Annotated in this window: 23 protein-coding genes and 1 pseudogene; 7 read left to right on the top strand and 17 right to left on the bottom strand. The window is 47.7% G+C overall.

Features of this window, described 5'->3' with window-relative positions; genetic code table 11:
• The first annotated feature begins 38 nt into the window (after positions 1-38).
• Together WKT10_RS03435 and WKT10_RS03430 are read left to right on the top strand one after the other, a co-directional pair.
• Positions 39-557 carry a DUF4364 family protein gene (locus WKT10_RS03435; protein WP_296036999.1) on the top strand — a complete coding sequence of 173 codons (519 nt, stop codon included), beginning with the start codon at positions 39-41 and terminating at the stop codon, positions 555-557.
• Between the two features lie 38 nt (positions 558-595).
• Complete coding sequence (locus WKT10_RS03430; RefSeq protein WP_340275462.1) at positions 596-1,174, top strand: Uma2 family endonuclease; 579 nt, start codon at positions 596-598, stop codon at positions 1,172-1,174.
• A gap of 19 nt (positions 1,175-1,193) precedes the next feature.
• Here the strand turns inward: WKT10_RS03430 and yihA are convergent, their stop codons facing one another.
• The 6 genes from yihA to WKT10_RS03400 form a co-directional block, all read right to left on the bottom strand.
• Positions 1,194-1,790: a ribosome biogenesis GTP-binding protein YihA/YsxC gene (yihA, locus tag WKT10_RS03425; protein ID WP_337433806.1), complete on the bottom strand. Its 597-nt coding sequence runs from the start codon at positions 1,788-1,790 to the stop codon at positions 1,194-1,196.
• Positions 1,787-4,102: an endopeptidase La gene (lon, locus tag WKT10_RS03420; RefSeq protein WP_340275460.1), complete on the bottom strand. Its 2,316-nt coding sequence runs from the start codon at positions 4,100-4,102 to the stop codon at positions 1,787-1,789. Before lon ends, yihA begins: the two co-directional genes overlap by 4 nt.
• Positions 4,103-4,206: 104 nt before the next feature.
• A complete protein-coding gene (clpX, locus tag WKT10_RS03415) occupies positions 4,207-5,517 on the bottom strand; it encodes an ATP-dependent Clp protease ATP-binding subunit ClpX (RefSeq protein WP_066547721.1) in 1,311 nt (436 codons plus the stop codon).
• 34 nt (positions 5,518-5,551) lie between these two features.
• Positions 5,552-6,133: an ATP-dependent Clp endopeptidase proteolytic subunit ClpP gene (gene clpP / locus WKT10_RS03410; RefSeq protein WP_066547717.1), complete on the bottom strand. Its 582-nt coding sequence runs from the start codon at positions 6,131-6,133 to the stop codon at positions 5,552-5,554.
• A 125-nt stretch (positions 6,134-6,258) separates the two neighbouring features.
• Positions 6,259-7,545, bottom strand: a complete 1,287-nt coding sequence (gene tig / locus WKT10_RS03405; RefSeq protein ID WP_066547714.1) for a trigger factor — start codon at positions 7,543-7,545, stop codon at positions 6,259-6,261.
• A gap of 129 nt (positions 7,546-7,674) precedes the next feature.
• A complete protein-coding gene (locus tag WKT10_RS03400) occupies positions 7,675-8,232 on the bottom strand; it encodes a DJ-1 family glyoxalase III (RefSeq protein WP_066547711.1) in 558 nt (185 codons plus the stop codon).
• Between the two features lie 132 nt (positions 8,233-8,364).
• On the opposite strand from WKT10_RS03400, the gene WKT10_RS03395 reads away from it, so the two are divergent.
• Complete coding sequence (locus tag WKT10_RS03395; protein ID WP_337433808.1) at positions 8,365-8,835, top strand: CYTH domain-containing protein; 471 nt, start codon at positions 8,365-8,367, stop codon at positions 8,833-8,835.
• Here the strand turns inward: WKT10_RS03395 and WKT10_RS03390 are convergent.
• From WKT10_RS03390 to WKT10_RS03350, 9 genes are all read right to left on the bottom strand, one after another.
• Complete coding sequence (locus WKT10_RS03390; RefSeq protein ID WP_340275456.1) at positions 8,813-9,382, bottom strand: InlB B-repeat-containing protein; 570 nt, start codon at positions 9,380-9,382, stop codon at positions 8,813-8,815. The genes WKT10_RS03395 and WKT10_RS03390 overlap by 23 nt on opposite strands.
• A gap of 99 nt (positions 9,383-9,481) precedes the next feature.
• Positions 9,482-10,561 carry a galactose/methyl galactoside ABC transporter permease MglC gene (locus WKT10_RS03385; RefSeq protein WP_337933311.1) on the bottom strand — a complete coding sequence of 360 codons (1,080 nt, stop codon included), beginning with the start codon at positions 10,559-10,561 and terminating at the stop codon, positions 9,482-9,484.
• Between the two features lie 17 nt (positions 10,562-10,578).
• Entirely contained in the window at positions 10,579-12,081 is a 1,503-nt protein-coding gene (locus WKT10_RS03380) for a sugar ABC transporter ATP-binding protein (protein ID WP_340275454.1), read from the bottom strand.
• Positions 12,082-12,178: 97 nt separating this feature from the next.
• Entirely contained in the window at positions 12,179-13,381 is a 1,203-nt protein-coding gene (locus WKT10_RS03375) for a galactose ABC transporter substrate-binding protein (protein WP_337933308.1), read from the bottom strand.
• Positions 13,382-13,547: 166 nt separating this feature from the next.
• Complete coding sequence (locus WKT10_RS03370; protein WP_340275451.1) at positions 13,548-14,606, bottom strand: galactose ABC transporter substrate-binding protein; 1,059 nt, start codon at positions 14,604-14,606, stop codon at positions 13,548-13,550.
• 17 nt (positions 14,607-14,623) lie between these two features.
• Positions 14,624-15,595 carry a substrate-binding domain-containing protein gene (locus WKT10_RS03365; RefSeq protein WP_340275449.1) on the bottom strand — a complete coding sequence of 324 codons (972 nt, stop codon included), beginning with the start codon at positions 15,593-15,595 and terminating at the stop codon, positions 14,624-14,626.
• Positions 15,582-17,384 carry a sensor histidine kinase gene (locus WKT10_RS03360; RefSeq protein WP_337933302.1) on the bottom strand — a complete coding sequence of 601 codons (1,803 nt, stop codon included), beginning with the start codon at positions 17,382-17,384 and terminating at the stop codon, positions 15,582-15,584. Before WKT10_RS03360 ends, WKT10_RS03365 begins: the two co-directional genes overlap by 14 nt.
• Positions 17,385-19,022, bottom strand: coding sequence for a response regulator (locus WKT10_RS03355; RefSeq protein WP_340275447.1), 1,638 nt, complete (start codon positions 19,020-19,022; stop codon positions 17,385-17,387).
• Positions 19,023-19,048: 26 nt separating this feature from the next.
• A complete protein-coding gene (locus WKT10_RS03350) occupies positions 19,049-20,038 on the bottom strand; it encodes a pectinesterase family protein (RefSeq protein ID WP_066547678.1) in 990 nt (329 codons plus the stop codon).
• Positions 20,039-20,310: 272 nt separating this feature from the next.
• On the opposite strand from WKT10_RS03350, the gene WKT10_RS03345 reads away from it, so the two are divergent.
• The 4 genes and pseudogenes from WKT10_RS03345 to WKT10_RS03335 form a co-directional block, all read left to right on the top strand.
• Positions 20,311-21,720 (top strand): amidophosphoribosyltransferase, encoded by a 1,410-nt coding sequence (locus tag WKT10_RS03345; protein ID WP_066547676.1) that lies wholly within the window; start codon positions 20,311-20,313, stop codon positions 21,718-21,720.
• A 170-nt stretch (positions 21,721-21,890) separates the two neighbouring features.
• Entirely contained in the window at positions 21,891-22,040 is a 150-nt protein-coding gene (locus tag WKT10_RS03340) for a hypothetical protein (protein ID WP_337933296.1), read from the top strand.
• Positions 22,009-22,248, top strand: coding sequence for a YkvA family protein (locus WKT10_RS16010; RefSeq protein WP_317438959.1), 240 nt, complete (start codon positions 22,009-22,011; stop codon positions 22,246-22,248). The genes WKT10_RS03340 and WKT10_RS16010 overlap by 32 nt, the downstream gene beginning before the upstream one ends.
• A gap of 157 nt (positions 22,249-22,405) precedes the next feature.
• Positions 22,406-22,723, top strand: a pseudogene (locus tag WKT10_RS03335) (DapH/DapD/GlmU-related protein); the annotation flags it as partial.
• A 368-nt stretch (positions 22,724-23,091) separates the two neighbouring features.
• Here the strand turns inward: WKT10_RS03335 and WKT10_RS03325 are convergent.
• Together WKT10_RS03325 and WKT10_RS03320 are read right to left on the bottom strand one after the other, a co-directional pair.
• Complete coding sequence (locus tag WKT10_RS03325; protein WP_340275605.1) at positions 23,092-23,748, bottom strand: precorrin-8X methylmutase; 657 nt, start codon at positions 23,746-23,748, stop codon at positions 23,092-23,094.
• Between the two features lie 35 nt (positions 23,749-23,783).
• The gene (locus WKT10_RS03320; RefSeq protein ID WP_340275444.1) at positions 23,784-25,358 is read right to left on the bottom strand and encodes a cobyric acid synthase; all 1,575 of its coding nucleotides are present in this window, start codon (positions 25,356-25,358) and stop codon (positions 23,784-23,786) included.
• Positions 25,359-25,370: the final 12 nt, after the last annotated feature.

Below are 25,370 nucleotides of genomic sequence, written 5' to 3'. Positions count from 1 at the left end.
TAAGAATTGCAACAATTTTATTCAATGGAGTGCGCGATATGCTGACTGAGCCTATGACCCTATATAAACTGATGAATCTGTATATGTTAAAGCAGGTGAACTTCCCCTTAAGCAACGCCCAGCTGACCAGCTTTTTTACGGAGCACGAATATACTACCTATTTTACCCTTCAGCAGGCCCTAAATGAACTGGAGGAAGCAGGACTGATCCATAAGGAAGCCAGCCACAGCAGCACACGCTATGAGATTACAAAGGAGGGGGAAGAAACCTTAAACTTTTTCGGCAAAAATATATCCCCAGCCATTGTGGAGGACATGGATCAGTATTTAAAGGAAAATAAATTCCGACTCCGTGAAGAGGTAGGAACCACGGCTGATTTCTATAAAGGCACCAATCAGGACTATATCGTTCACTGCGAGGTACGGGAAAACAAATCCGTCCTGATCCGTCTGGATCTGTCCGTTCCGGACAAGGATCAAGCCGAGGATATGTGCAGCGCCTGGCGCTCTAAAAGCCAGGAAATCTATTTCCATATTATGCATACGCTGCTGTCGTAACATAAACGGAAATTTCGTTTTCAGAAAGAAACCATTTTATGCCTTTGTTAAAACCCAGACTTTATACATCGGATGATTACTGGAATCTGCCAGAAAATACCCGGGCAGAGTTAATTGACGGACAGCTCTATAACATGACTCCTTCCAGCCGAATCCATCAGAGAATATCCGGACAGCTGTATATCACCATTGGAACATACATTGAGGAACATCGGGGAAACTGCCAGATCTATGCCGCCCCCTTTGCTGTCAATCTGGACTGTGAGGACAAAAACTGGGTAGAGCCGGATCTTTCTGTCATCTGCGATCCTGACAAGCTGACAGACCGTGGATGCTCCGGTGCTCCGGATCTTATCATCGAGATTGTATCCCCCAGCAGCCGGAGGATGGATTATGTTCAAAAACCCGTCCTGTACTTAAATTCCGGCGTCCGTGAATATTGGATCGTTGACCCGGTCAAAAAATGTACAACTGTTCATCTCTACGATCAGGATCCCGCCGAATTTGCCCCTGTTATCTTTCCCTTTGAGAGTGATATCAGGGTGGGGATTTATTGGATCTTTGTATTAATATCAGTAAGCTGTTGTAAAAAGGGCTCCCCGGCTGAATGGATATAGCCGGGGAGTCCCTTTTTCTTTATTCTTCTGTTCCCAACGCCACACTCTCAATCAATTCCCATATCTCCTCTCTCCCCTGCTTTGTCTCAGCAGAAAAAGGAATCAGGATATCTTCTTTCTCCATTCCCAGCCCTGTGCGGATGGTCTTTACGGCCTTTGGCACCTGGCTGCGTTTGAGCTTGTCCAGCTTGGTGGCGATGATCACCGGATGGTAGCCATTGCTCACCACCCAGTCGTACATCATTTTGTCATTGGCAGAGGGCTCGTGGCGGATATCCACCAGCAGAAACACCAGCTTAAGCATGGGGGATTTCTGCAGATACCGCTCGATCATCTTTCCCCACTTTGCCTTGGCCTCCAGAGAAACCTTTGCGTAGCCGTATCCAGGCAGATCTACATAGTACAGCGCCTGATTGATGTTGTAAAAATTGATGGTCTGCGTCTTTCCCGGCTGGGACGAGGTTCTGGCATAGGACTTGCGGTTCATCAGGGCATTGATCAGGGAAGATTTGCCCACATTGGATTTGCCTGCAAAGGCAAATTCCGGCAGCGTATTTTCCGGCAGACGGCTGGTGACGCCGCATACGGTTTCCAGATCTACGGATTTAATAATCATGCAAATGCCTCCTTTACCACTGATTCCATGTTTTTAACAAATACGATTTCCAGTCCTTTTGTGATCTCCTTAGAAAGCTCTCCGATATCCGGCCTGTTTTTCTCCGGCACAAGAACCTTCTTAATATGGGCCATCTTGGCTGCCAGGATCTTTTCTTTTAAGCCTCCGATAGGCAGTACCCGGCCTCTTAAGGTAATCTCACCGGTCATGGCTACCTTTGCAAGAACCTTCTTTCCTGTCACAGCAGACAGCATGGCTGTCGCCATGGTAATGCCTGCTGATGGGCCGTCCTTTGGCACAGCGCCCTCCGGGATATGGATATGCAGGTCATGTTTTTCAAAATAATCGTCTGCCAGCCCGTATTCCGGGCAGATAGAACGCACATAGGTAAGAGCCGTCTGAGCGGATTCTTTCATTACATCTCCCAGCTGTCCGGTCATTAAAAGATTTCCCTTTCCAGGCATCACATTGACTTCGATCTGAAGAGTATCGCCTCCGGCGCTGGTCCAGGCCAGTCCCCGTACGATTCCCACCTCGTCCTCCTCATTTGCATCCTCAAAGGTAATCTTTTCCTTTCCCAGATATTTTTCCAGATTGCTTTCCGTGATGCGGATACGGCTGTGCTTCTTATCCTCCAGATACCCTCTGGCGGCCTTGCGGCACACGTCTCCGATCCGGCGCTCTAAGTTTCTCACTCCGGCCTCTCTGGTATAATTGTGGATAATCTTTTCCAGGCTCTTATCGGAAAATACGATCTGCTCCTCTGTCAGTCCGCTTCTCTCTCTCTGCTTTCCTACCAGATAATCCTTTGCAATGTGGAACTTCTCATTTTCCGTATAGCTGTTTACCTCAATGACCTCCATACGGTCCAGAAGAGGCCCTGGAATGGTCTGGGTTGTGTTGGCCGTGGCAATGAAGAGAACCTGGGATAAATCAATGGGCACCTCTATGTAGTGGTCCCTGAACCGCACATTCTGTTCGCCGTCTAAGACCTCTAAAAGAGCCGATGAGGTATCGCCCTTATAATCGCTGCTTACCTTGTCAATCTCATCAAGAAGCATCAGCGGATTGCTCACTCCCGCCTGACGCAGTCCCTCTGCCAGACGGCCGGGCATAGCGCCAACATATGTTTTCCGATGGCCCCGGATCTCAGCCTCATCCCGGACGCCACCCAGACTGATGCGCACATACTTTTTATTCAGCGCTCTGGCTACAGATCTGGCAATAGATGTTTTTCCCGTTCCCGGCGGGCCTACCAGACAGATAATGGGACTGGTGCCCTTCTTTGTAAGGCTGCGCACAGCCAGATACTCCAGAATACGCTCCTTTACCTTTTCCAGGCCGTAATGGTCTTCATTAAGCACTTCCTGGGCATGAAGGATATCATCATTATCTTTTGACATTTTTTTCCAAGGAAGCTCTAAAAGGGTTTCAATATAGGTCCGCAGCACATTTGCCTCCTGGCTTCCCGTGGGCATGGTACGGAAGCGTCCGACTTCCTTTAAAAGCTTTTCCTTTACTTCCTTTTCTGCCTCTAACTTCTCTGCCTTTTCCTGATAATCATCTGCATCTGACAGGGAAGTATCCTCTCCCAGCTCCTGACGGATGATCTTCATCTGCTCTCTGAGGATGTATTCCTTCTGATTCTTATCGATATCTGCCTTTACCTTTTCCTGAAAATCTTTTTTGATCCGGTAAACCTCCATCTCGGTAAGCAGCGTCTGAAGCACGGTCTCATAGCGGACGGAAAGCAGGGTGCACTCAAGCACATTCTGGCGCACCGTATAATCCCAGGGAAGCTGGATCGCAATCTGATCCAACAGCTCAGACAGGTCGTTGATCAGAAGAAGGGACGGCAGGTTTTCCTTGGCTGCCCTTAAGTTTACGGTTCCATACTCCTCCAGTTTTTCCCGGATGATCCGCACCATGGCTTCCTTTGCCAAGTCATCTGCATCCTCCTGCTCCGGCTCCATGGAACTGATCTCTCCGATCAGACAGGGCTCCTGCGAATCAAAATCAAGAAGCTCCGCACGCTCAAGCCCTTCTACCAGCACCCGCACTGTCTTTCCCGGCAGCTTCACCAGCTGCTTTACGACTCCAATGGTACCTACCTGGTATAAATCCTTAAGCTCAGGATCCGGAATTTCCGGATGCCTCTGGCTGACTAAAAACAGCTTCTGATCTCCGATCATGGCCTTTTCCACCGCCGCTACGGACCTGGGCCTGTTTACATCAAAATGCTGTACCATTCCCGGAAGAATGGTAAGTCCTCTTAAGGCCACTACCGGCATGGTTATCACTCGTTCTTCCATCTGTTTGTCACCTCGTATCTTTAAAAAGGCCGCTGCAAATGCAGGAATCTGGTTTGCAGCGGTCTGAAATGTTCTTGCTAATTTTCATCGATCAACGGTACGCCTTAAGCGATCTCCCCGTTTCTTCCTCCTCTGATCCGTTCGGATAAAGGCTTTCTGGCTGCCGGCTGCATATCTCTGTATACAAACTCCGGCTCCCCTGTTTTATCGATCACAGCCTTTGTAATGGTGCAGATACCAATGGAATCATCGGAAGGAATCTCATACATCAGATCCATGATTGCGCTTTCCAAAATGGAACGCAGTCCTCTGGCTCCGATCTTGCGCTCTACCGCCAGTCTGGCAATCTCCTCCAATGCTTCTTTGGTAAACTCAAGCTTTACATTGTCAAGTTCGAACAGCTTCTGGTACTGCTTTGTCAGAGCATTCTTCGGCTCAGACAGGATGCGCACCATAGCTTCCTTTGTCAGCTGCTCTAAAGATACCTCTACCGGCACACGGCCGATAAACTCAGGGATCAGGCCGAATTTTGTCAGATCCTGAGGCTCTACCTTGCGCAGAAGCTCATCAATATCCATCTCATTGCGGTTTACCACCTCAGCATTAAAGCCGATAGAGCCAGCGCTGATGCGCTGTTCCACGATCTTTTCCAGACCGTCAAAGGCGCCGCCGCAGATAAAGAGGATATTGGTGGTGTCGATCTGGATCAGCTCCTGATGAGGATGCTTTCTGCCTCCCTGAGGCGGAACGCTGGCAACGGTTCCCTCCAAGATTTTAAGAAGCGCCTGCTGTACGCCTTCGCCGGACACGTCGCGGGTAATGGAAACATTTTCTGCCTTTTTAGTGATCTTGTCGATCTCATCAATGTAAATAATGCCGTACTCCGCACGGTTTACATCGTAATCAGCCGCCTGGATCAGCTTTAAGAGAATATTTTCCACGTCCTCGCCTACATATCCTGCCTCTGTGAGGGCCGTAGCATCTGCAATGGCAAAGGGGACATTCAAAATCTTCGCAAGAGTCTGTGCAAGATAGGTTTTACCGGAGCCCGTGGGGCCGATCATCAGGATATTGCTCTTCTGCACATCCACATCCATATGCCTGCAGGAGGTGACGCGCTTGTAGTGATTGTACACGGCAACGGAAAGAACCTTCTTTGCCGCCTCCTGTCCGATCACATACTCATCCAGAAATGCCTTGATCTCCTTTGGCTTTAACAGATGGATATCATTTAAGACAGAAGCCTCCTCTGCATCTCCCTCTAACTCCTCCTCCAGAATCTCAGAGCACAGTTCAATACACTCGTCACAAATATATACATTACTGTCGCCCGTTCCGGCAATCATCTTGCGTACCTGATCCTGCGTCCTTCCGCAGAAGGAACAGCGGATCGTGTCATCTGGTCTAACTGGCATACTATACCTACCCTTTCCTATCTCCTAACTCTTCTCAATGATGTGTGAGGATCTCATCGATCAGGCCGTATGCCTTTGCTTCCTCAGCAGACATATAGTTGTCGCGCTCCGTATCCCGCTCGATCTCCTCAATGGATCTGCCTGTATTGGCTGCCAGGATCTCATTTAACTTTTTCTTGGTCTTTAAAATGTTTTCAGCTACAATCTTGATCTCTGTCGCCTGGCCTCTGGCTCCGCCGGAGGGCTGATGGATCATGATCTCGGAATTGGGAAGAGCAAAGCGCTTGCCCTTTGTTCCTCCTGCAAGAAGGAATGCACCCATGCTGGCTGCCATGCCGATGCAGATCGTAGACACATCGCATTTGATGTATTTCATGGTGTCATAAATAGCAAAGCCTGCGGATACGGAACCGCCGGGGCTGTTGATATAAAGGTGGATATCCTTGGAAGGATCCTCCGCCTCCAGAAACAGAAGCTGAGCCACAATAATGCTTGCGGAAGTATCATTTACCTCTTCGCCCAGGAATATGATACGCTCCTTTAACAGCCTGGAGTAGATATCGTAGGAACGCTCTCCCCTGCTGGTCTGTTCAATGACATAGGGTACTAAACTCATGTAACCATCCTCCTGTAATTCTGTATAATAAAACACTTATTTTCAAAATGAAACCAGGGAGATCCTCCCTTTCCTGCGCCTTTCAGACACACGAAAGAAGGGATCCCCCTGCCATCCTGTGTGGATTAAACCAGCTTAGCCTCGGATACTAACAGATCAACTGCTGCCTGAACTGCAAGGTCCTGCTTCATCTGGTCCTTATCGCTGTCCGTCATGTAGCTCTTAAGTTTGTCAGCCTCCATCTTGTAGGCCTCAGCCATCTTTGCGATCTCCTCATCTAACTTCTCCTCAGAAGTCTCGATGTTCTCAGCCTTTACAACTGCCTCAAGAACCAGTCTGGTCTGGATGCGCTTTACAGCCTCAGGACGCATCTGATCCTTCATCTGATCTGCAGTCATGCCTGTGTACTTCATGTACAGATCCATGGACAGACCCTGGCTCTGCATACGCTGTGCAGTTTCCCGAAGCATGTTGTCAACCTGAGCGTCGATCATCTTCTCCGGAATCTCCATGGAGGCATTCTCAACTACCTTTGCAACTACGCGGTCTTCATTCTGGGAAGCGGCTGCCTTCTCTTTTCTCTCCTGGAGCTTCTTCTCGATATCCTGCTTGTACTCATCCAGAGTATCAAACTCGGAAACCTCAGATGCGAACTCATCATCCAGGGCAGGAAGCTCTTTTACCTTGATCTCCTTTACAGTTACCTTGAACATAGCAGGCTTTCCTGCCAGCTCTGCTGCATGGTACTCAGTTGGGAAGGTAACGTTTACTTCGCACTCCTCACCGATGTTCTTGCCGATAAGCTGCTCCTCAAAGGTATCGATGAAGGAATGAGAACCAATGGTTAAAGGATAATCCTCAGCCTTTCCGCCCTCAAAGCCCTTGCCGTCTACAAAGCCCTCAAAGTCGATGACAGTCTGGTCGCCGTCAGCTACCGGACGATCCTCAACAGTCAGCAGTCTTGCATTCTGTTCCTGTACTCTCTTAAGCTCTGCCTCAACATCCTCAGCAGTTACAGCAGCGTCTGCCTTCTCAACCTCAACGCCCTTGTACTCGCCTAAGGTAACTTCCGGCTTAACAGCAACTAATGCGCTGTAGATGAATGCCTGATCCTTACCAATCTGCTCTACTGTGATCTCCGGTCTGGAAACGATATCCAGTCCGCTCTCCTTCATAGCCTCAGCATAGGTAGAGTTGATCGCTTCGTCAGCAGCATCCTCATAGAATACAGCCTCACCGTACATCTTCTCGATCACAGCCTGAGAAGCCTTGCCCTTACGGAAGCCGGGGATTGCAAAACGGTTCTTTGTCTTGTTGTAAGCCTTCTTGATCGCAGCCTTAAAATCTTCTGCGCTGACTTCAACGGTCAGCTTAGCCATATTTTTCTCTAACTTTTCTACCTGTACACTCATTATTACGGGTTCCTCCTTAAAATATATGTGATTCGCCCATAACCATGAGGGCGCTACACTTCAATGTAGCATTATATCATGGAGACGGGAAAAAGGCTAGTATTTTTTGAAAAAGTTAAGCAGATCCGTCTATTTTGCCTGATTGTACTGGATCGCAGCCCTAAGGCCGGCAGCATGCTGGGATCCTAAAAGAAGGCGTACCAGTTCCAGGCCCAGATCCAGCGCATAGCCAAGTCCTCTGGCTGTAGTGATATTTCCGTCTGTCACTACGCCCTGCAGCGTATGGGAAGCCCCGTGAAGCATGTCTTCAAAGCCAGGATAACAGGTGGCAGTCCGTCCTTTTAACAGATCCATCTCTCCCAGGATACTGGGAGCCGCGCAGATGGCCGCCAGCCTCCTGCCCTGCTTATTAGCACGGCAGATGGCTTCAGACAATCCCTCATGTGCTTTTAAGTTGCTGGTTCCGGGCATCCCTCCCGGAAGAAACAGTACGTCCGCCTCATCCGTATTTACCTCTTCAAAAAGAACGTCTGCCTGAAAGTGGATTCCGTGAGCGCCGGTAATGTCTTTCCGGCCCATCACCGATACCAGTTCTGTATCCACGCCGGAACGCCTCAAAACATCCACCACTGCAAGACACTCTACTTCTTCCAGTCCGTCTGCCACAAATGCAAAAACCTTTGACATAATATATTCTCCCTTTATCTTATATTGACATTATTTTATCATTTCTCCCTTTCCCTGAAAAGAGATAAATGATATGATAGTCTCTGCGAAAAGGGATAAAATATAGATAAATCTCACAAAGGAGTGTTTTAAATGGAAATCGAACGTAAATACAAGATCGAATGTCTGAATGATCTGCCGGAAAATTACCGGGCCTTTCCCTGCCATGCCATTGAGCAGGCCTATCTGTGCACTGATCCCGTGGTGCGTGTGCGCCGGGAGGACGATTCCTATTATCTCACCTACAAAGGAAAAGGACTCCTTGCAAGGGAAGAATATAATCTTCCTCTCACAAAGGAGTCCTATGAACATCTTTTAAAAAAAGCCGACGGCCTGGTTCTCACAAAAGTGCGCTGGCTCCTTCCCCTGGAAGGAAGGACCGATCTGACCATTGAACTGGACATCTTTTCCGGCTGCTACAAGGGACTGATCTTAGCGGAGGTGGAATTTCCTACCATAGAGGATGCAGATTCTTTTACGCCGCCGGACTGGTTTGGGGAGGATGTTACCTTTTCGGGACTGTATCAGAACAGCCGCCTTTCTAATCCTCATAAACAGCCGTAAGGACATGTTCGCCTGTCATGGCTACTCTTGTGTCAGCTTCGATCATCTGACCGCTGTAAATCCATCCCTTAAAGGATACGCCCGTTTTTTCAGGTTCCGGAAGTGCTCCGTACACTTCCCCATAGGTCACAAAAACCGGTTCTGCCTCTGTCTTTCCATCTACCGTTCCCCCATCCAGATCAAACTTAACCAGAACAGAGGCAGGCTTCCACTGGGCAGTCAGCGTCATATCTCCTTTTACCTGATCGTGCTCAAACGACCACTCCCCTTCTGCCGCTTCTCTCTTCCAGCACACAAATTCATATCCTGGCTTCTGAGGTTCCTCAGGCTTTTCCACTAATTTTCCATAGCGCAGCTTCTGATAGGGGATTTCTCCGCCGCCCCGGGTGTCAAAAGTCACACGGTATCCTCCGTTGATACTGAAAATAACGGTCAGCACAACTGCTAAAAGGATCATTCCCACGATCAGGCCATCCAGGATCCGTATGGGCACATCCTTGCTTCCATAAATCCCTCTGCCAAAAAGCTTTTTCTTCTCTTCTTCCATGCGGAAACCTCCTTGTGTCACATTCATACGATAATCGTTCAGACAAAAATTGCTGCGGATGCGTACAATCCGCTTCCGCAGCAATAAAAATTCAGCTTATTATTTTCTTACCAGATACTTTCTCATATCGATGGAGCATGCCACCAGAATGATAAGTCCCTTGATAATGTACTGCAGGTTCTGGTTAATGGACAGGAAGTTCAACGCTACGAAAATGATCCGCAGAAGGAACACGCCCAGTACCACGCCGCTGATCTTACCAGTACCGCCTACAAAGGATACACCGCCGATTACACAGGCTGCAATCGCATCACACTCATAGTTCAGACCTGTATTGGCAGTATTGGAACCGATACGTGCAGACTCGATAAAACCGGTCAGACCATACATCATACCTGCCAGAGTATGTACCATAATGATCGTCTTGTTTACATTAACACCGGATACATTGGCCGCTTCCGGATTGGAACCTACGGCAAACATATTTTTGCCAAACGCAGTTTTGTTCCAGATAAACCACATTACGACTACGATAACAATTGCATACCATACATAGTTTGGAATCGGAATGCCGCCCAGAGACAGCTTGCTGCCTGTTACAAAGCTCTTAAAGGAATCATCCAGGCCGGAAAGAGGCTGGCCGTTGTTTCCATTGATCATAACATACATCAGCAGAGCGCCGTATACGATCAGCTGGGTAGCCAAAGTAACGATAAAGGGATGAAGCTTAAACTTGGCTACGAAAAAACCGTTGACCCATCCTACAATACCTCCCACAACCATAACCAGAGGAATTACAACCCAGATAGGCATAACCGGAAGGTCAGGGAACATTCTTGTTGCATAACTTAAGGACTGCAGCAGGGATGCGGAAATACAGGCAGTCAAACCTACAACGCGTCCTGCAGAAAGGTCTGTACCGGTCAGTACAATACATCCTGCAATACCACAGGCAATGGGGATGTTTGCTGCTGAAAGGCTGACAATGTTTACAATGGAGTTTCCTGAAAGGAACTTGTGGTTCTGAGAATAGGTGTAAATAATAGCAATGATCAGCAGGATGTAAAGCGCATTGTTGATCAGGGTTTCCTTCCAGTAGGTGGTTTTATCTTTTGCATCCAGACTTTTGTAGTAATCTATTTTCCCCTGGATAGCTGCGAAAATATTCAGTCGGCTCATTTGTCCATATCCCCCTTTTATACATATTTAGCTGCAAGTGTCATAATTTCTTCCTGAGTGGTATTTTTGGCGTCAACTTCTCCTGCCAGCCGTCCTCCCGACATTACCAGAATACGGTCGCATACGCCTAAAAGCTCCGGCATCTCCGAGGATACCATGATGACTACCTTGCCTTCATTTGCCAGGTCAATGATCAGCTGATAAATCTCATATTTCGCACCTACGTCGATTCCTCGTGTAGGCTCGTCCAGAAGCAGCACCTCCGGCTTTGTAAGAAGCCATCTTCCCAAAATAACCTTCTGCTGGTTTCCTCCGGAAAGACTGCGGATCTTTGTTTCCTGGGTAGGCGTCTTTGTATGCATGGCGTCAATGGACCACTGGGTATCCTGTCTCATCTTTTTGTCGTCCAGCATCAAAGGAAATGCCTTGCTCCGATAATTTTTAAGGTTCGAAATAACCGTATTTTCACGAATATCCAGAATACCGAAAATACCGGTTGCACGGCGCTCCTCGGTCAAAAGAGCAAAACCATTTTTGATGGACTCTCTTGCATTCCGGTTTAAGACCTGCTTCCCGTCCAGACGGATCGTTCCCGACTTTCTGGTGGCAATACCAAACAGATTCTCAAGAACCTCTGTCCGTCCGCTTCCATCCAGGCCTGCCAGTCCAATGATCTCACCCTTTCTTACATTAAAGGAAACATCATTTAAAAGAGAATACTGGCCGCTTAAATGCTCTACCTCAAGGGCCACCTCTCCTGCCTTGTTTGTCTTTGGCGGGAACTGATTGTTCAGTTCACGGCCTACCATCAGTTTGATGATTTTTTCTGTGGTCAGCTCCTTTGCCGGCTCCGTGGCTACCCAGGTACCGTCGCGCATAACTGTTACTTCATCAGAAATACGCAGGATTTCTGCCATCTTATGGGAAATGTAAATAATGCCGCAGCCCTTGTCACGAAGCATATTGATGATATCAAAGAGGTGCTCTACCTCCTGCTCCGTAAGGGATGAGGTGGGTTCGTCAAATACGATCACCTTTGCGTCATAGGATACCGCCTTTGCGATCTCCAGCATCTGACGCTGGGATACAGGCATGGTGCTCATAATCCGTCTGGGATCTACATCGATTCCCAGATCGTTAAACAGCTTTTTTGTATCCTCATACATTTTGTGTTCGTCAATCATAACTCCCTTGCGGGGATAGCGCCCCAGCCACAGGTTATCCATTACACTGCGCTTTAACGCCTGATTCAGCTCCTGATGCACCATGGCTACACCATGTTCCAGAGCCTCTTTTGAATTTTTAAAGTTAATTTCATTTCCTTCCAGATAAATATGTCCGCTGTCCTTATTATAGATGCCGAACAGGCACTTCATCAACGTAGATTTACCAGCGCCGTTTTCACCCATAAGAGCATGGACAGTCCCTCTTTTTACTGTCAGAGAAACGCCGTCCAGAGCCTTTACACCCGGAAACTCCTTACAGATATCTGTCATTTGCAGCAGCACTTCTTTATCCATACAGCTTCCCTCCCCGCTTTCCTTTTACTGCGTGTATTCCTTTTAAAAAGCGGCCCTGCCGCTTGGGGCAGAGGCCGCTTTCAAAATCAGACTTTCATCATTCGCCTGTATAAGCAGCGTATGGGATATAGATCTTGTTGCTTACATTCTCAGAAATGTTATAGCTGTCTGTTCCATCCATAACAGCCTTGCCTTCTGCCACGTTCTGTGTCAGGAATGCAATTGCCTCTGCCATACCTTCAGCATCCTGCTTGATGGTACCTGTCATCTTGCCGTCTGCGATCAGCTGCTTTGCAGCATCTGTAGCATCTACGCCGAATACAGGAATTGTGGTGCTGGTTCCATCGCCAAGGTTGTAACCCTTATCATTTAATGCGGAGATAGCGCCCTCTGCCATACCATCGTTATTGCAGATGATCAGCTCGATCATGTTGTTGTTCTCTTTATTATACTGGGACAGGTTGGTGTTCATATAGTTGTTTGCTGCAGTTGCGCTCCAGTTGCCGTCCTGGTCAACCTGATAGCAGTCCTTGTTGGAGGAATCAAAGTACTGAAGCTCAGCTTTTCCAGCTTCTGTCAGAACCTTGTTTGCATCCTCTACAGCATACTGTGTACGGTAAATTGCCTCTACGTTTCCTAACTGGCCCATGAACATTGCATAGCTGATGCTTCCGTCACCATTTAAATCTACGGCATCAAAGTTCTCTACCAGATACTTACCGATCATATCGCCCTGCATATGGCCTGCCTCGGGAGCATCGGTTCCTACAAATGCGCACTTGTCATAGCTTCCAAGTACTTTGCCCTCTTCCTCATCAGACTCAACGGCACGGTTAAAGAAGATAACAGGAATGCCTGCCGCCTGTGCCTTGTCTACAATAGCCTGAGAAGCGTCAACAGAACCGGAGGTAACGATATTTACGATCAGAAGATTGGCACCGGTGCTGATCGCAGTATCGATCTGCTCATTCTGTGTAGTCTGATTGCTGTTTGCATCATAATCCTGGAAATCAATCCCAGCTGCCTTTAAGGACTCGTCCAGGGCGGTACGGACGCTTGAAATATATGTGTCGCTGTATGTATAATAGAATACACCAACGGTCATATCCTCAATCTTCTTGCCCTCTTCCTTTGCGGCCTCTGTAACTGCCTCGCTTACCTTCTCAGCTTCAGATCCTGCTGCGGTTGTGTCAGCTGCTGCAGCCGCGGTTGTTTCCTTTGCTCCGCCTCCGCATCCTGTTACGGAAAATGCCATCATGGCTGCCAGAGCAACAGCTGCTGTTTTTCTGAATTTTCTCATCGTTGTAACTCCTCCCATTTGTTTGTTTTTATTGGACACCATGTCCGTTTGACAAGATATATTTTAGAATGTTTTTATGCATTTTTCAATACATTTTTATTTTCCACATTATCGAATTTATTTGATTTCTTCTTTTTTCGATATTTTTCTTCATTTTTTTGTGATTTTATTCTATTTTTCCTGTCTCCGGCGCTTCATCTTTCCTCTTTCGTATCTCAGGATAGGAAGGACACCTGAAATATGCTCCTCTTTCCAGGCTGATGTCCTCCGGCGTCCTGCCTGTCTCTGCCAGAGACAACGCCATGCGCATCATGGTTTTTCCATAAGTTTCTCTGTCGATCACCACTGTTCCAAGCATAAAACCAGACTCCACTGCATCCAGTCCAGCCGGAGTGCCGTCAATCCCTGCCACACACACCGGCCGGATAATGCCCAGGCGGCGCAGCGTATCAATAGCCCCCAAAGCCATATCGTCATTGTTGCTGAGCACCAGCTCAATCTGCTCCGGAAATTTCTCCAGCCACTGCCCCATAAGGGCATCTGCCTGGCTTCTTTGCCAGTTGGCGATCCCCCCGGTGAGTTTTTCCAGATCCACCCCGCGGTTCTTTAATGTCTGCACAGCCCATTCTGTCCTCATAAGAGAATCCTGATGTCCTCTCTCTCCTTCCAAAATCACATAGCTTACCTTTCCATCCCCGTTCAGATCCAGAATTTCAGGACAGGCGTCATAGGCGTCGGCAATCATATTCCCCTGGCAGACCCCCTCTTCCTTCGGATTGGCCCCAACATAAAAAAGTTTTTCCCAGCGGTTTAAATCCTCACTCACAGGTTCCCGGTTAAAAAAAATCACCGGGACCTCCCGGTCCATAGCCTTATCAATGATCACAGAAGCAGCAGATCGGTCTACCATATTGACACAGATCACATCACAGCCCAAAGCCAGGAACCGGTCCACCTGGCTATTCTGGGTATTCTGATCCTCCTTGGCATCCATCACATCCAGGATCATCCGTATCCCTTCCGTTTTCTCATACTTTTTTGCTTCTGTTTCCAGAATACGGCAGATTGAATTGATAAACGTATCGTCGTCTCTGTAAAGAGTAATGCCGATGCGCACCGATTCCGGTTCTTTGTGATCCGGGCGCCGTTCTGCAAAACAGCGGTATAACGCAAAAGCCCCAAGAATCACCGTTAAAAAAAACAGTCCATATCTGTATCGTTTCATTTTCCCCCTCCTTGCGGCTAATCCATGGGATAAAGCATTTTTTCAAATTTACGGCTGCGGATGTCCGAACGTTCTATATAGTAGGAATCAAGACAGATACGTTCCTGTTTCATGCCCTTTTTTATCCCATCAGCCGCTTTCTGAATGGACAGATATCCCTCATTATAACTGTTATGAACTACCAACCCCCGAATCAGTCCCTTATCCATCTGATTCAGCAGATACGTGGTGCTTCCCACCCCGAAAACACCTGCCAGACGACCCGTATACCGGTCGTCACTATTTAATATCTGTGCTGCCTCTGTCATGCTTTCTGCATCCAGGGCCGCTATCGTTGCTTTCGGAGCTTCCGGATAAAGGATGGTTTCAAAAACCGTTTTAAAATCAGAGCCGCTTTCCCTGCTACAAAGCACGGCTTCAAAGCCTTCTGTTTTCAGCATTTTTACAAAAGCCTCGTAAATAGGACGATTATTTCCAGCGGACTTTTCTTTCGCAAACACATAAACCGGCGATACGCTGTCAATCTGTTCCGCTACCGCACGTCCCAGAAGTTCCCCCTCCTTTTCATAATCTCTGATCACAGAGGTAACAGGAAGCTCTTTTGAAGGATGATTCCCCAAAAGAATGATAGGGCAGCTATATGCCAGTGATTCCAGACGTTCCGGATCATTTAGCTCTCTTACAGGAGCTACGATCACCGCCTGCGCTCCTCCTTTGATCTCCCGTTCAATAAGCTCCTCCTGCTGCAGGGCATCCCCCTCCTGATAAAGCGTTACAAAATGCACATCGGCGTTATAGTCTCTGGCTGCCTGCTCTACCCCCTTTTTGAAATTGGCATAGCACTCATCTGTGGTAGAATCCAGAACAACCGATATAGGATAAATCTCCGCCTTTTTTTCCTTTATGATCAGATCTGTGAAGGAAAGAAGGAATAAAACTCCCAAAATAGCACCGAAGATACACCATATCAGTTTTTCACGTTTTGTCATGCTCCTCCTTTTGACGGATCTCGCTGTATGCCACTGCCGGAAGATGGATCGTTACCACAGTTCCCTCATCCGGTTCTGATTCAATGGAAAGTCCATATTCACTGCCAAAATACAGCCGGATCCGCTCATTTACATTTTTCACTCCAATCCCGGAACCTCTGGACGAGCCGGTATGGGGCGTATCAGAAAAGAGCCGGGCCACCTGTTCCTCTGTCATGCCCAGGCCATTATCAGACACCTTCAGGTACAGATCCTCTCCCTCTTTCCAGGCGCTTATAAAGATTTCCCCGTCGCCATCCATAAACTCCATGCCATGGTAGATGGCATTTTCCACCAACGGCTGAAGCATCAGTTTCAGGCTGGCAAGTTCCAGTACCTCATCCTCCGCCTCTATGGTATAACTGAACCGGTTTTTAAACCGCATATGCTGGATCATAAGATAGTTTCTCACATGTTCCAGTTCATCTTTCACTGTAATAATGCTCTTTCCGCGGCTTAAGCTGATCCGAAAAAAACGCGCCAGAGCAGTGACCGCTTTCACTGCCTGATCTGGTTTTTCATTTTCGATCATCCACACAATAATATCGAGGGTATTATAGAGGAAATGGGGATTAATCTGAGACTGCAGCGTATCAAATTCCTGCTTTCGTTTCTTTTCATGCTCCGATACTATATCTGCCATCAGCACCTGGATCTGCTTTGCCATATTCTGAACTGACTGGCCCAGATGCCGGATCTCATAAGATCCTTCCGCATCCACCTTTGCATTCAAATTGCCTTTTTCAATTTCATTGACAGAAAGCTCCAGCTTTCGTATGGGTGTAGTGATTCTGGATGAAATATAGGAATTAACAAGAGACATAAGAAAGAGGATAAAGGCAGCCACAAAAACCACCAGAAGCTGGGTCTTAAGGCTGTTGAGGGAAACGGTCTGCCTGGGGGCTACGCCGATCAGCTTCCAGCCTGTGTAGCCGACTGATTTTACGGTAATTACCCTTTCTTCTCCATGAAAGGTTTCCTGATAGATCCCATCCCTGTATTCCGATACAGCCCGATTATTTTCATGTTCAAGTCCCGAATCGATCAGCTGGGCTCTTGGATGATAAATGATCTCTCCGTTTCCGTCTATGAGATAAATATACCCTTCATTTCCCAGAGTAACGCCGTCCAAAAGCAGCTTAAGTCCTGTATAATTCAGATGGATCAGCAAAATCCCCTGAACCGTATCCGTACCCTTCGTAATCTCCACCACCCGCGTCATGGGGATCACCCAGCGGTACTGATCACTGCTGCTCTCAAAAATCTGCTGAACCTGCGGAAGAAAAAAATGCTGATTCTCCGTCCGATCCAGCGTATAGGAAAACCATGCCTCCCTTGTTACATCCAGATTGTTTCGCACACGAAGAGCCGGTACCGATTCCAGCAGTTCCCCATCAGCCGAAAAAAGAGCGATACTATCTGTCTGATCCATATTATTTTCATAAAGCAGGTTAAACCGTTCACCGACGGACGGATCTGACAGGTCTGCATTTTTAATAATACTGTAATACAGGGAATCAGACAGCTTCATAACCGTTTTCAGATAATTTTCCACAGAACGGTTTACCTGATCGATCAGGATCTGATTTTCCTCCATTACTGTTTCAGAAACCTGCCCAGACATTCTCGTATACAGAGAGAGGCCAATAAAAATACTGGCAGCTGCTGCTGTAATTGTAAAATACAGGAAAATAATAGAACGTATACCGCCATTCCCAAAGGGCAGCTGCCGCTGTCTGAATGTTTTCATTTACTTTGCTCCCCTGAATTTCGTGGGAGATACCCCGAAACGTTTTTTAAACACATAGCTGAAATAGTTCTGTTCCTGGTATCCTACCTTTGCCGCGATCACATAGGTCTTGTCATCAGTCTTATTTAAAAGTTCCACCGCCTTGTCAAGACGCACCTCTGTCAGGTAGGCAACATATGTTTTTCCCGTTTCCTTCCGGAACATAGTGGAAAAATATGCCGGGCTCATATGCAGATGACGGCAGATCTGTTCCACGGACAGCTCCGGCTCCTGATAGTGCTCCAGAATATACTGTCTCGCTTCCCGGATCACCTGCTTCATGGTATTGTCTCTTTCCCGGTTCATGGCCTGGTGGATATAGAGCGCTGTATTTAAAAGCCAGATGGAAAAATCCTCCTTTTTCTGCAGGCCAGGGAGCATCTCAAGGCTTCCGTTTTCCTTTAACTCTCCATTAAACACAGCCTCCATATCCAAATCATACAGCTGCAGCAGCTGGATCATAGAATTTGCCACCGACAGCATATACGCCTGCTGCTGGCGGAAATGAACCTTTGCATCATTCATCCTGTCCATGATCTGAGCCACAGCCTTCTCAATCTTTTCTTTGGGGCCGAATTTAATAGCTGCCGTCAGCTCCGCTTCTGTCTTGCCGTCAAGCTCCAGCTTTCCCCGGCTCACCGGCTCCATATCATTAATATAAATGGTACTTCCAATGCCTACGATGGCCTTGTAGCCCAGAGAATTAACCGCCTCCTTATAGGAATCGCTGACCCTGCAAAGCTGGGCGGAATTATTTCCAATGCCGATGGTAACAGGAACAGCCAGGATCTTTCTGGTTTCCTTACAGATATCTCCCAGTACATCAATAAGGCCTGTCTGGCTGTTTTCCCCGTCAATGGCGGCAATGACCGACAGACCGGATTCCTGAACACCGGCTGCGTTAAAAAGAGCAAAACGGCAGTAAGCACCCAGCTTTTCCTCCAAAATCTGCATCACGGAAATGGGGATCAGATCCTTTTCCTGATGAATGGCCAGCTGGCCCATGCGCTCCTTTTCCGGCTCCTCGATGTCAATCGCAGCAGCGATCCACTTCTTGGCTCCCAGAAGATCCAGATCGTATTCCCGCATCCGGCTTTCCACGATTGCCGGATCCATGGAATGGCTTACAAGTTCATTTAAAAAGTTTTCCCTTAAAATAGGAAGGCTTCTGATATAGTTCTCTCTCAAAAGGTTTACATTCCGCTTCTGCTCGATTTCCTGATCCAGATTCACCTTGATCCGTTTTAAGATTGCTGTCAGTTCCTCCACATTCACAGGCTTTAAAATGTACTCTGTCACGTTGAGCTTAATGGCCTGCTTGGCGTACTCAAAATCATCAAACCCCGAAAAAATAACGATTTTCATGGAGGGGTATTTCTGCCGGATCCGCTCTGCAAGGGTAAGGCCGTCCATATAGGGCATACGGATATCGGTCAGCACTACATCCGGCTCCAATGCCTCGATCTTTTCCAGCGCATCCTCTCCGTTTTCCGCATCTCCTGCCACAAAAAAACCGGCCTCTTCCCAGTCAATCTTTCGGATAATGCTCTTTCTTACTTCTTCTTCATCATCCACCAGGATGATACGGTATAATTCCATATGCAGTTCCCCTCTCCCAGTCTGTCTTATCGCCCGCTCATCCAGCCGTCATTTCCTCCAAGGACGCGCTCCCGGCTGTAAGGTTCCAGCTCATCTTCAGAAAGAATCCTTACCCATTCCGGACGCTCCTCAGGCACAGCTCCAGGGCCCGTGCTTCCTGCCTCGGCGAAATACAGGGTGTCATGCGCCTCCCGTTTGCCCCAGTCATGCCATCCTTCTCTGCGGATATGCTCCTCCATGCGGCAGTGCAGCAGCACGGTTTTTGCAAAATTTCTCCATGGACGGCCCAGATAAACGCTCCTTGGAGGACAGTTGCCTGTAAAATGGCAGCCCTCAAATACATAGCCATATTCCTGTCCCTCAGGAGTAGATGCCGCGGTCACATATCCGTTAATCTCCCGGCCAATATCCTGGGAATACAGCTCACAGTTTTCAAAATATGCCGTGGCGCTTCCAAAAATAAAATCAATATCTCCCCTGATAAAGCAGTCCTTGTAATAATGACGGCCATTGATCCTGGGGGCATACTGCTTGGGGCCGATAAAACCGTTTGGTTCGATTTCCTTTGGCGGAAGGGGACCTGTAAAAATGGTGTCCTGGCTGGCCAGCATCCGGCAGCGGTCAAACAGGATCCTGTCTCCATCCACATAAAGGGCCAGAGCCTGTCCCACTAATGCCCCCAGTCCGGCGCTGTTTTCAAAGGTCAGATTTCTGGCCGTAAAATCATGCGTGTCAATTAAGACAGAATAGCTGCGGAAGGTTCCTCTGCGGCTTCCATCTTCCATCTCCATCTTGGCTCCCAGATTATAGGTGATCACTGTTTCATTCATATCCTCGCCCTCAAACGTTACAAAGGGCCGGCGGATAGTCAGACGTTCCTTATATACACCTTTTTTTATGTAGATAAGCGCCGGCTCCCCTTCTTCTCCCAGAGCTGCCAATGCCTCTGTAACAGTGGAATAATCTCCGGTTCCGTCTTTGGCTACCACAAGGGTAAAGGGCTTTTTTTCTGTCATATCTTCTCTCTCCTGTCTGATAAAATTGTCCTCTTTTTATCCTTTGTATTTGGAATTATTATACAATGAATTGTCATTTTTTGCAATTCCGGCCGTTTTTGATTTTCCCTTCCCCTGTTTCTTTTTCCCTTTCTTATATATTTAATAAGTATAAATAATAAATGTACCCTATTGTTATTTTATTTTAATATATGTTATGATATCAGAGTCAAACAAGAACACATCATGTTATGATACATACATGGATTCTTTACAGAAAGGAAGTAATCTCTATGGGCGGTTTTTTTGGAGTTGTTTCAAAACAGAGCTGTACGCTGGATCTGTTTTTTGGCGTAGATTATCATTCACATCTTGGAACCAGACGAGGGGGCATGGCTGTATATGAAAAAGGAAGAGGCTTTGCCAGATCCATTCACAATATTGAAAATTCCCCCTTCCGCACAAAGTTCGACAGCGATCTGGATGAGCTTACAGGCACGATGGGGATCGGATGTATCTCTGACAGCGATCCCCAGCCCCTGTTGATCCAGTCCCATCTGGGCAGTTATGCCATTACCACAGTAGGAAAGATCAACAATGAAGAGGAACTGATCCGATCCGCTTATGAAAACGGTCACATCCATTTTATGGAAATGAGCGGCGGGCGCATCAATGCTACGGAGCTGGTGGCTGCTTTGATCAATCAGAGACCTACCATCACAGAGGGGCTTCTCTATGCTCAGGAGCAGATCAAGGGCTCCATGAGTATTCTCCTTCTTACAGAAGACGGCCTTTACGCATCCAGAGACCGCCTTGGACGTACCCCCATTGTGATCGGTCGAAAAGAAGGCGCCTTCTGTGCATCCTTTGAAAGCTTTGCCTACATCAACTTAGGCTATACTGATTACCGGGAGCTGGGTCCGGGAGAGATCGTAAAAATCCATGCAGACGGCGTAGAAACCTTAAGCGCTCCTAGAGAAGAAATGAAGATCTGCTCCTTCCTCTGGGTTTACTACGGTTATCCCACCTCTACCTATGAAGGTGTGAATGTAGAAAAAATGCGCTATGAATGCGGAAAACGTTTAGCCCGCCGGGATGAAGCCCAGCCGGACATTGTGGCAGGTGTGCCTGATTCCGGTATCGCTCACGCCATTGGCTATGCCAATGAATCCGGCGTTCCCTTTGCCCGTCCCTTTATCAAATATACACCTACCTGGCCCAGATCCTTTATGCCTCAGAATCAGAGCCAGCGAAACCTGATCGCCAGAATGAAGCTGATCCCCGTAGATGCTCTGATCCGGGGAAACAAGCTTCTGCTGATTGACGATTCCATTGTTCGGGGTACACAATTAGGAGAAACCACAGAATTTCTCTACCAGAGCGGAGCAAAAGAGGTACATATCCGTCCTGCCTGCCCGCCGCTGCTCTTTGGCTGCCCGTATTTGAACTTTTCCCGTTCTACCTCTGAACTGGATCTGATCACCCGACGGATCATCCGCGACCGTGAGGGAGACAATGTATCTCAGGAAATCCTTGACAGCTATGCAGACCCGGACAGCCAAAATTATGCGGAAATGATCGAAGAAATCCGCAAACGGCTGAATTTCACCACACTCCGCTACCACCGTCTGGATGATCTGGTGGAATCTGTGGGAATCTCTCCCTGTAAGCTCTGTACCTATTGCTGGAACGGGAAGCATTGATTTTACCGCCGTATCGCAATATGATTTAAAATGATTTAAAACGCTCCCGTACACAGATCATGATATATGGGAGCGCTTTTATTTTTATATCTGTATGGATTTTGCTTTAAAACTGTGATAAAATCGGCCTGAATATACCAAATTCACAGAGCACAGCAGGAGGAAAGAGAATGGATCTTAAAAAACGGGCAGAGAAATTAAAAACAGATATTCCTGCTATATTTTTGGCGCTGAAAGACAAAGATACGCCGCTTCCCGCAAAGGTATTTGCCGGCCTTATCATAGCCTATGCTCTTTCCCCTGTGGATTTTCATACCTGATTTTATCCCGGTTCTGGGATATCTGGACGATGTGATACTGTTTCCTGCACTGGTATCATTGACGGTCAAATTCATTCCTGAGGATGTTCTGAAAAAAAATAGGAGAAATGCTGAGGGAATCTGGAGCGGCTGGAACGCCTGGAAATGGTATTATATGATTCCGGTTGTGGCAGTGTGGGGGATTATAATTGGGGTATTGGTGTTGTAAAATGAAGTGTAGCGATACTCCTTTTTCTCTTTTAGGATTATTGATTGGTTGCGTAGGATTTTTCTTTGTTTTTAGAAGTGCAAAGGAAAAATAGGACAATTAGAATTGACCGAGCTGAAAGCGAGGGATGCTTCTTGTCCGAAGGGCAAGAAGATGCGATGATAATATTATTCGTATCGGAGATAATGCTTTAATTGCGCCAAATCTACAAATATATACAGCATTTCAGCCGACAAATGCGTTTGACCGTTTTGGTGAGCCTAAAGAAGATGGTTCATTTGAATTTTGCAAAACACAAACTGCACCAGTGATTATTGGTAATAATGTATGGATTGGTGGCGGAGCTATTATCATGCCTGGTGTTACAATCGGAAATAGTATTGTCATTGGAGCAGGAAGTGTTGTGACAAAGGACATTCCTGATAATGTTATAGCTTATGGGAATCCCTGTAAAGTAGTAAGAGAGAATAAATAAACTTCCAGTTTATCAGTGAATTAAGCGAAACAGTAACCTGCACCGATTACAAAGACAAGATTTGAAAATTGATATGTCATATGCAGAAAAGCACTGAAAAAAGATCCCACATGGCTGCATTCCGGATTCGGACCGGACCCTTCCGGGCTACGAACCCGGCGTCCCCAGGACCCTTGTCCATGTGGCGATCTGTTTCTATCTTAACATAATCGATACCTATTTACAATCGCTTCTCTCAGACCATTTTTTTCATATCTGCCACCAGGGCAAACTGTGTTCTGCAGCGATCCAGATTGTGATTTTCACGGTGAATCTTCCTGCTCCTCCCAATCTCTTTCCGGATCCAATTTCCGTTTTTTATCCCCTCCTCACACCTGATACAGCAGCGCATTGCACAGCGCAGCCGCCACGTTGCTCCCGCCTTTTCTTCCCCTGGCTACAATATAAGGCGTATGGGGAAGCGTCAAAATCAGTTCCTTTGAGGGAACCACATTTACAAATCCCACCGGAGCGCCGATGATAAGGGCGGGAGAAATCCTCCCCTCCTGCACCAGCTCATAGAGACGCACCAGGGCCGTAGGGGCATTTCCAATGGCGAAGATACAGGGACGGGAAGCATTTCCATAAAGCTCTGCCGCCTTTTCCATGCTGGCAACAGCCCTGGTGGAACCGGATGCGGCTGCCCGGGCTGCTACGGACTCATCTGCCATAAAGCACACTGCTTCTCCTCCAAGGTTTGCCAGCTTTTTCTTATTGATTCCCGACCAGGCCATATTTGTGTCCGTAATGATCACAGCCCCCTCCCGCAGTGCGTTCAGCCCTGCTTCCACGGCTCCTTCGGAAAATACCAGATTGTCCGCATAGTCAAAATCTGCCGTAGTATGGATCGCCCTGCGGATCAAAAGATCCTGCACCGGATCCAGAACCTTTCCCATGGCAGCCAGCTCATCCTGAATGATCTCAAAGCTTCTGTTCTCAATCTCAGCCGGAAGTACCTGCTCCAGCTGGATATGTCCTGTATGCATCTGATATTCTGTATTTCTTTTATCTTCCAAAAACCTCACTCCTTCCGGCCCTCAAGTCCTAAAACCTTATAAATCAATTCCATATTTAAAGCCTTTCTCAGTTCCCCGGCCAGCTTGTCATACTGGCGGTTTCGGTAGGCGTCATACTCTTCTTTCAGATTTGTTTCCAGCTTAATGCCCTTTTTCTCAGCCAGAGCATTTACCAGCGTATCCGCCACACCCGGAGCATCAAATATGCCATGGACATAAGCTCCGTAACAGTTTCCTCTATTCCAGCCATCCGGCTGCACCTGCTTTGTATCCCCTTTAAAAAGATAGCACATGGGACGGCAGATTTCCGGCTCTTTCCTGTCCGGAACCAGCCTTGCGGTTCCGGCAGGCCCCTCCGGACATGCAATTTCCGTCCGCCCCATATGAATCTCATAACCAAATATGCATTTGCCGGACAAGGGCGCAAACACACCGTCCAGCTCTGCCAGCGAGCCCTCTGAGCGGGTACGGATTTTTTCTTTTTCAAAAACCGTCCGCAGAGGAAGAAGGCCCATAGTTTCAATCCGGCGGCATTCCCCGGATTCGGCTCCTTCCTCATCGATCACCTCTTCCCCCATCATCTGGTATCCTCCGCAGATTCCCCATACAGGCACATTCCGTCCGGCCAGTTTAAGAATGGCTCCTTCCAGACCATTCTGGCGCATCCACAAAAGATCGCTTATGGTATTTTTCGTTCCGGGAAGGATCACCAGATCCGGTGTGCCAAGCTCGGACACCTTCGTCACATACCGCACCGTCACGCCGGGAATCCTCACAAATACATCCAGATCTGTAAAATTGGAAATTTTAGGGAATCGGATGACCGCCAGATCCACCAGTCCCTTTTCCCTTTGACCAAGCTTTTCGCTCAGGCTGTCCTCATCCTCAATATCTACATCCATATAGGGAACTACTCCCGCTACCGGGATACCGCAAAGCTCCTCCAGCTGCCGAATCCCCGGCTCTAAAATAGAGGAGTCTCCCCTGAATTTATTCACGATCAGGCCGCAGATCCGTTTTCTTTCACTTTCTTCCAAAAGAGCCACGGTTCCGTAAAGCTGCGCAAATACGCCGCCCCGGTCAATATCTCCTGCCAAAAGCACCGGAGCATCCACCATGGCAGCCAGACCCATATTTACAATATCATCCTTTTTTAAATTGATCTCTGCCGGACTTCCTGCTCCCTCTATGACAATGATATCATAATCCCCGCACAGACGGTTATAAGCCGCCAAAATCTCCGGAATCAGCTCTTTTTTATAGGCAAAGTAATCCTTCGCCCGCATATTCCCTCTGGAAATACCGTTTACGATCACCTGAGAGCCTATGTCTGTGGTGGGTTTTAAAAGGATGGGGTTCATATCTGCCCGCGGCTCTGTCCCAGCCGCCTCTGCCTGAACCGCCTGAGCCCGCCCCATTTCCAGACCGTCTGCGGTGATATAGGAGTTAAGAGCCATATTTTGGGATTTAAAGGGAGCGACCCGGTAGCCGTCCTGGGCAAAAATCCGGCAGAGGCCGGCAGCCAAAAGGCTTTTTCCCGCATTGGACATGGTTCCCTGTATCATGATGCATTTTGCCATTATTCTTCTCCT

The sequence above is a fragment of the Enterocloster sp. HCN-30185 genome (assembly GCF_037890305.1).
Taxonomy (GTDB): domain Bacteria; phylum Bacillota; class Clostridia; order Lachnospirales; family Lachnospiraceae; genus Enterocloster.
This window is presented reverse-complemented; position numbering and strand designations above follow the sequence as displayed.

What these genes read in the sequence shown, in the direction of transcription:
- WKT10_RS03435 (WP_296036999.1), top strand. Translation starts at nt 39, where the DNA reads ATGCTGACTGAGCCTATGACCCTATATAAACTGATGAATCTGTATATG.
- WKT10_RS03430 (WP_340275462.1), top strand. Translation starts at nt 596, where the DNA reads ATGCCTTTGTTAAAACCCAGACTTTATACATCGGATGATTACTGGAAT.
- yihA (WP_337433806.1), bottom strand. Translation starts at nt 1,790, where the DNA reads ATGATTATTAAATCCGTAGATCTGGAAACCGTATGCGGCGTCACCAGC.
- lon (WP_340275460.1), bottom strand. Translation starts at nt 4,102, where the DNA reads ATGGAAGAACGAGTGATAACCATGCCGGTAGTGGCCTTAAGAGGACTT.
- clpX (WP_066547721.1), bottom strand. Translation starts at nt 5,517, where the DNA reads ATGCCAGTTAGACCAGATGACACGATCCGCTGTTCCTTCTGCGGAAGG.
- clpP (WP_066547717.1), bottom strand. Translation starts at nt 6,133, where the DNA reads ATGAGTTTAGTACCCTATGTCATTGAACAGACCAGCAGGGGAGAGCGT.
- tig (WP_066547714.1), bottom strand. Translation starts at nt 7,545, where the DNA reads ATGAGTGTACAGGTAGAAAAGTTAGAGAAAAATATGGCTAAGCTGACC.
- WKT10_RS03400 (WP_066547711.1), bottom strand. Translation starts at nt 8,232, where the DNA reads ATGTCAAAGGTTTTTGCATTTGTGGCAGACGGACTGGAAGAAGTAGAG.
- WKT10_RS03395 (WP_337433808.1), top strand. Translation starts at nt 8,365, where the DNA reads ATGGAAATCGAACGTAAATACAAGATCGAATGTCTGAATGATCTGCCG.
- WKT10_RS03390 (WP_340275456.1), bottom strand. Translation starts at nt 9,382, where the DNA reads ATGGAAGAAGAGAAGAAAAAGCTTTTTGGCAGAGGGATTTATGGAAGC.
- WKT10_RS03385 (WP_337933311.1), bottom strand. Translation starts at nt 10,561, where the DNA reads ATGAGCCGACTGAATATTTTCGCAGCTATCCAGGGGAAAATAGATTAC.
- WKT10_RS03380 (WP_340275454.1), bottom strand. Translation starts at nt 12,081, where the DNA reads ATGGATAAAGAAGTGCTGCTGCAAATGACAGATATCTGTAAGGAGTTT.
- WKT10_RS03375 (WP_337933308.1), bottom strand. Translation starts at nt 13,381, where the DNA reads ATGAGAAAATTCAGAAAAACAGCAGCTGTTGCTCTGGCAGCCATGATG.
- WKT10_RS03370 (WP_340275451.1), bottom strand. Translation starts at nt 14,606, where the DNA reads ATGAAACGATACAGATATGGACTGTTTTTTTTAACGGTGATTCTTGGG.
- WKT10_RS03365 (WP_340275449.1), bottom strand. Translation starts at nt 15,595, where the DNA reads ATGACAAAACGTGAAAAACTGATATGGTGTATCTTCGGTGCTATTTTG.
- WKT10_RS03360 (WP_337933302.1), bottom strand. Translation starts at nt 17,384, where the DNA reads ATGAAAACATTCAGACAGCGGCAGCTGCCCTTTGGGAATGGCGGTATA.
- WKT10_RS03355 (WP_340275447.1), bottom strand. Translation starts at nt 19,022, where the DNA reads ATGGAATTATACCGTATCATCCTGGTGGATGATGAAGAAGAAGTAAGA.
- WKT10_RS03350 (WP_066547678.1), bottom strand. Translation starts at nt 20,038, where the DNA reads ATGACAGAAAAAAAGCCCTTTACCCTTGTGGTAGCCAAAGACGGAACC.
- WKT10_RS03345 (WP_066547676.1), top strand. Translation starts at nt 20,311, where the DNA reads ATGGGCGGTTTTTTTGGAGTTGTTTCAAAACAGAGCTGTACGCTGGAT.
- WKT10_RS03340 (WP_337933296.1), top strand. Translation starts at nt 21,891, where the DNA reads ATGGATCTTAAAAAACGGGCAGAGAAATTAAAAACAGATATTCCTGCT.
- WKT10_RS16010 (WP_317438959.1), top strand. Translation starts at nt 22,009, where the DNA reads ATGCTCTTTCCCCTGTGGATTTTCATACCTGATTTTATCCCGGTTCTG.
- WKT10_RS03325 (WP_340275605.1), bottom strand. Translation starts at nt 23,748, where the DNA reads ATGCATACAGGACATATCCAGCTGGAGCAGGTACTTCCGGCTGAGATT.
- WKT10_RS03320 (WP_340275444.1), bottom strand. Translation starts at nt 25,358, where the DNA reads ATGGCAAAATGCATCATGATACAGGGAACCATGTCCAATGCGGGAAAA.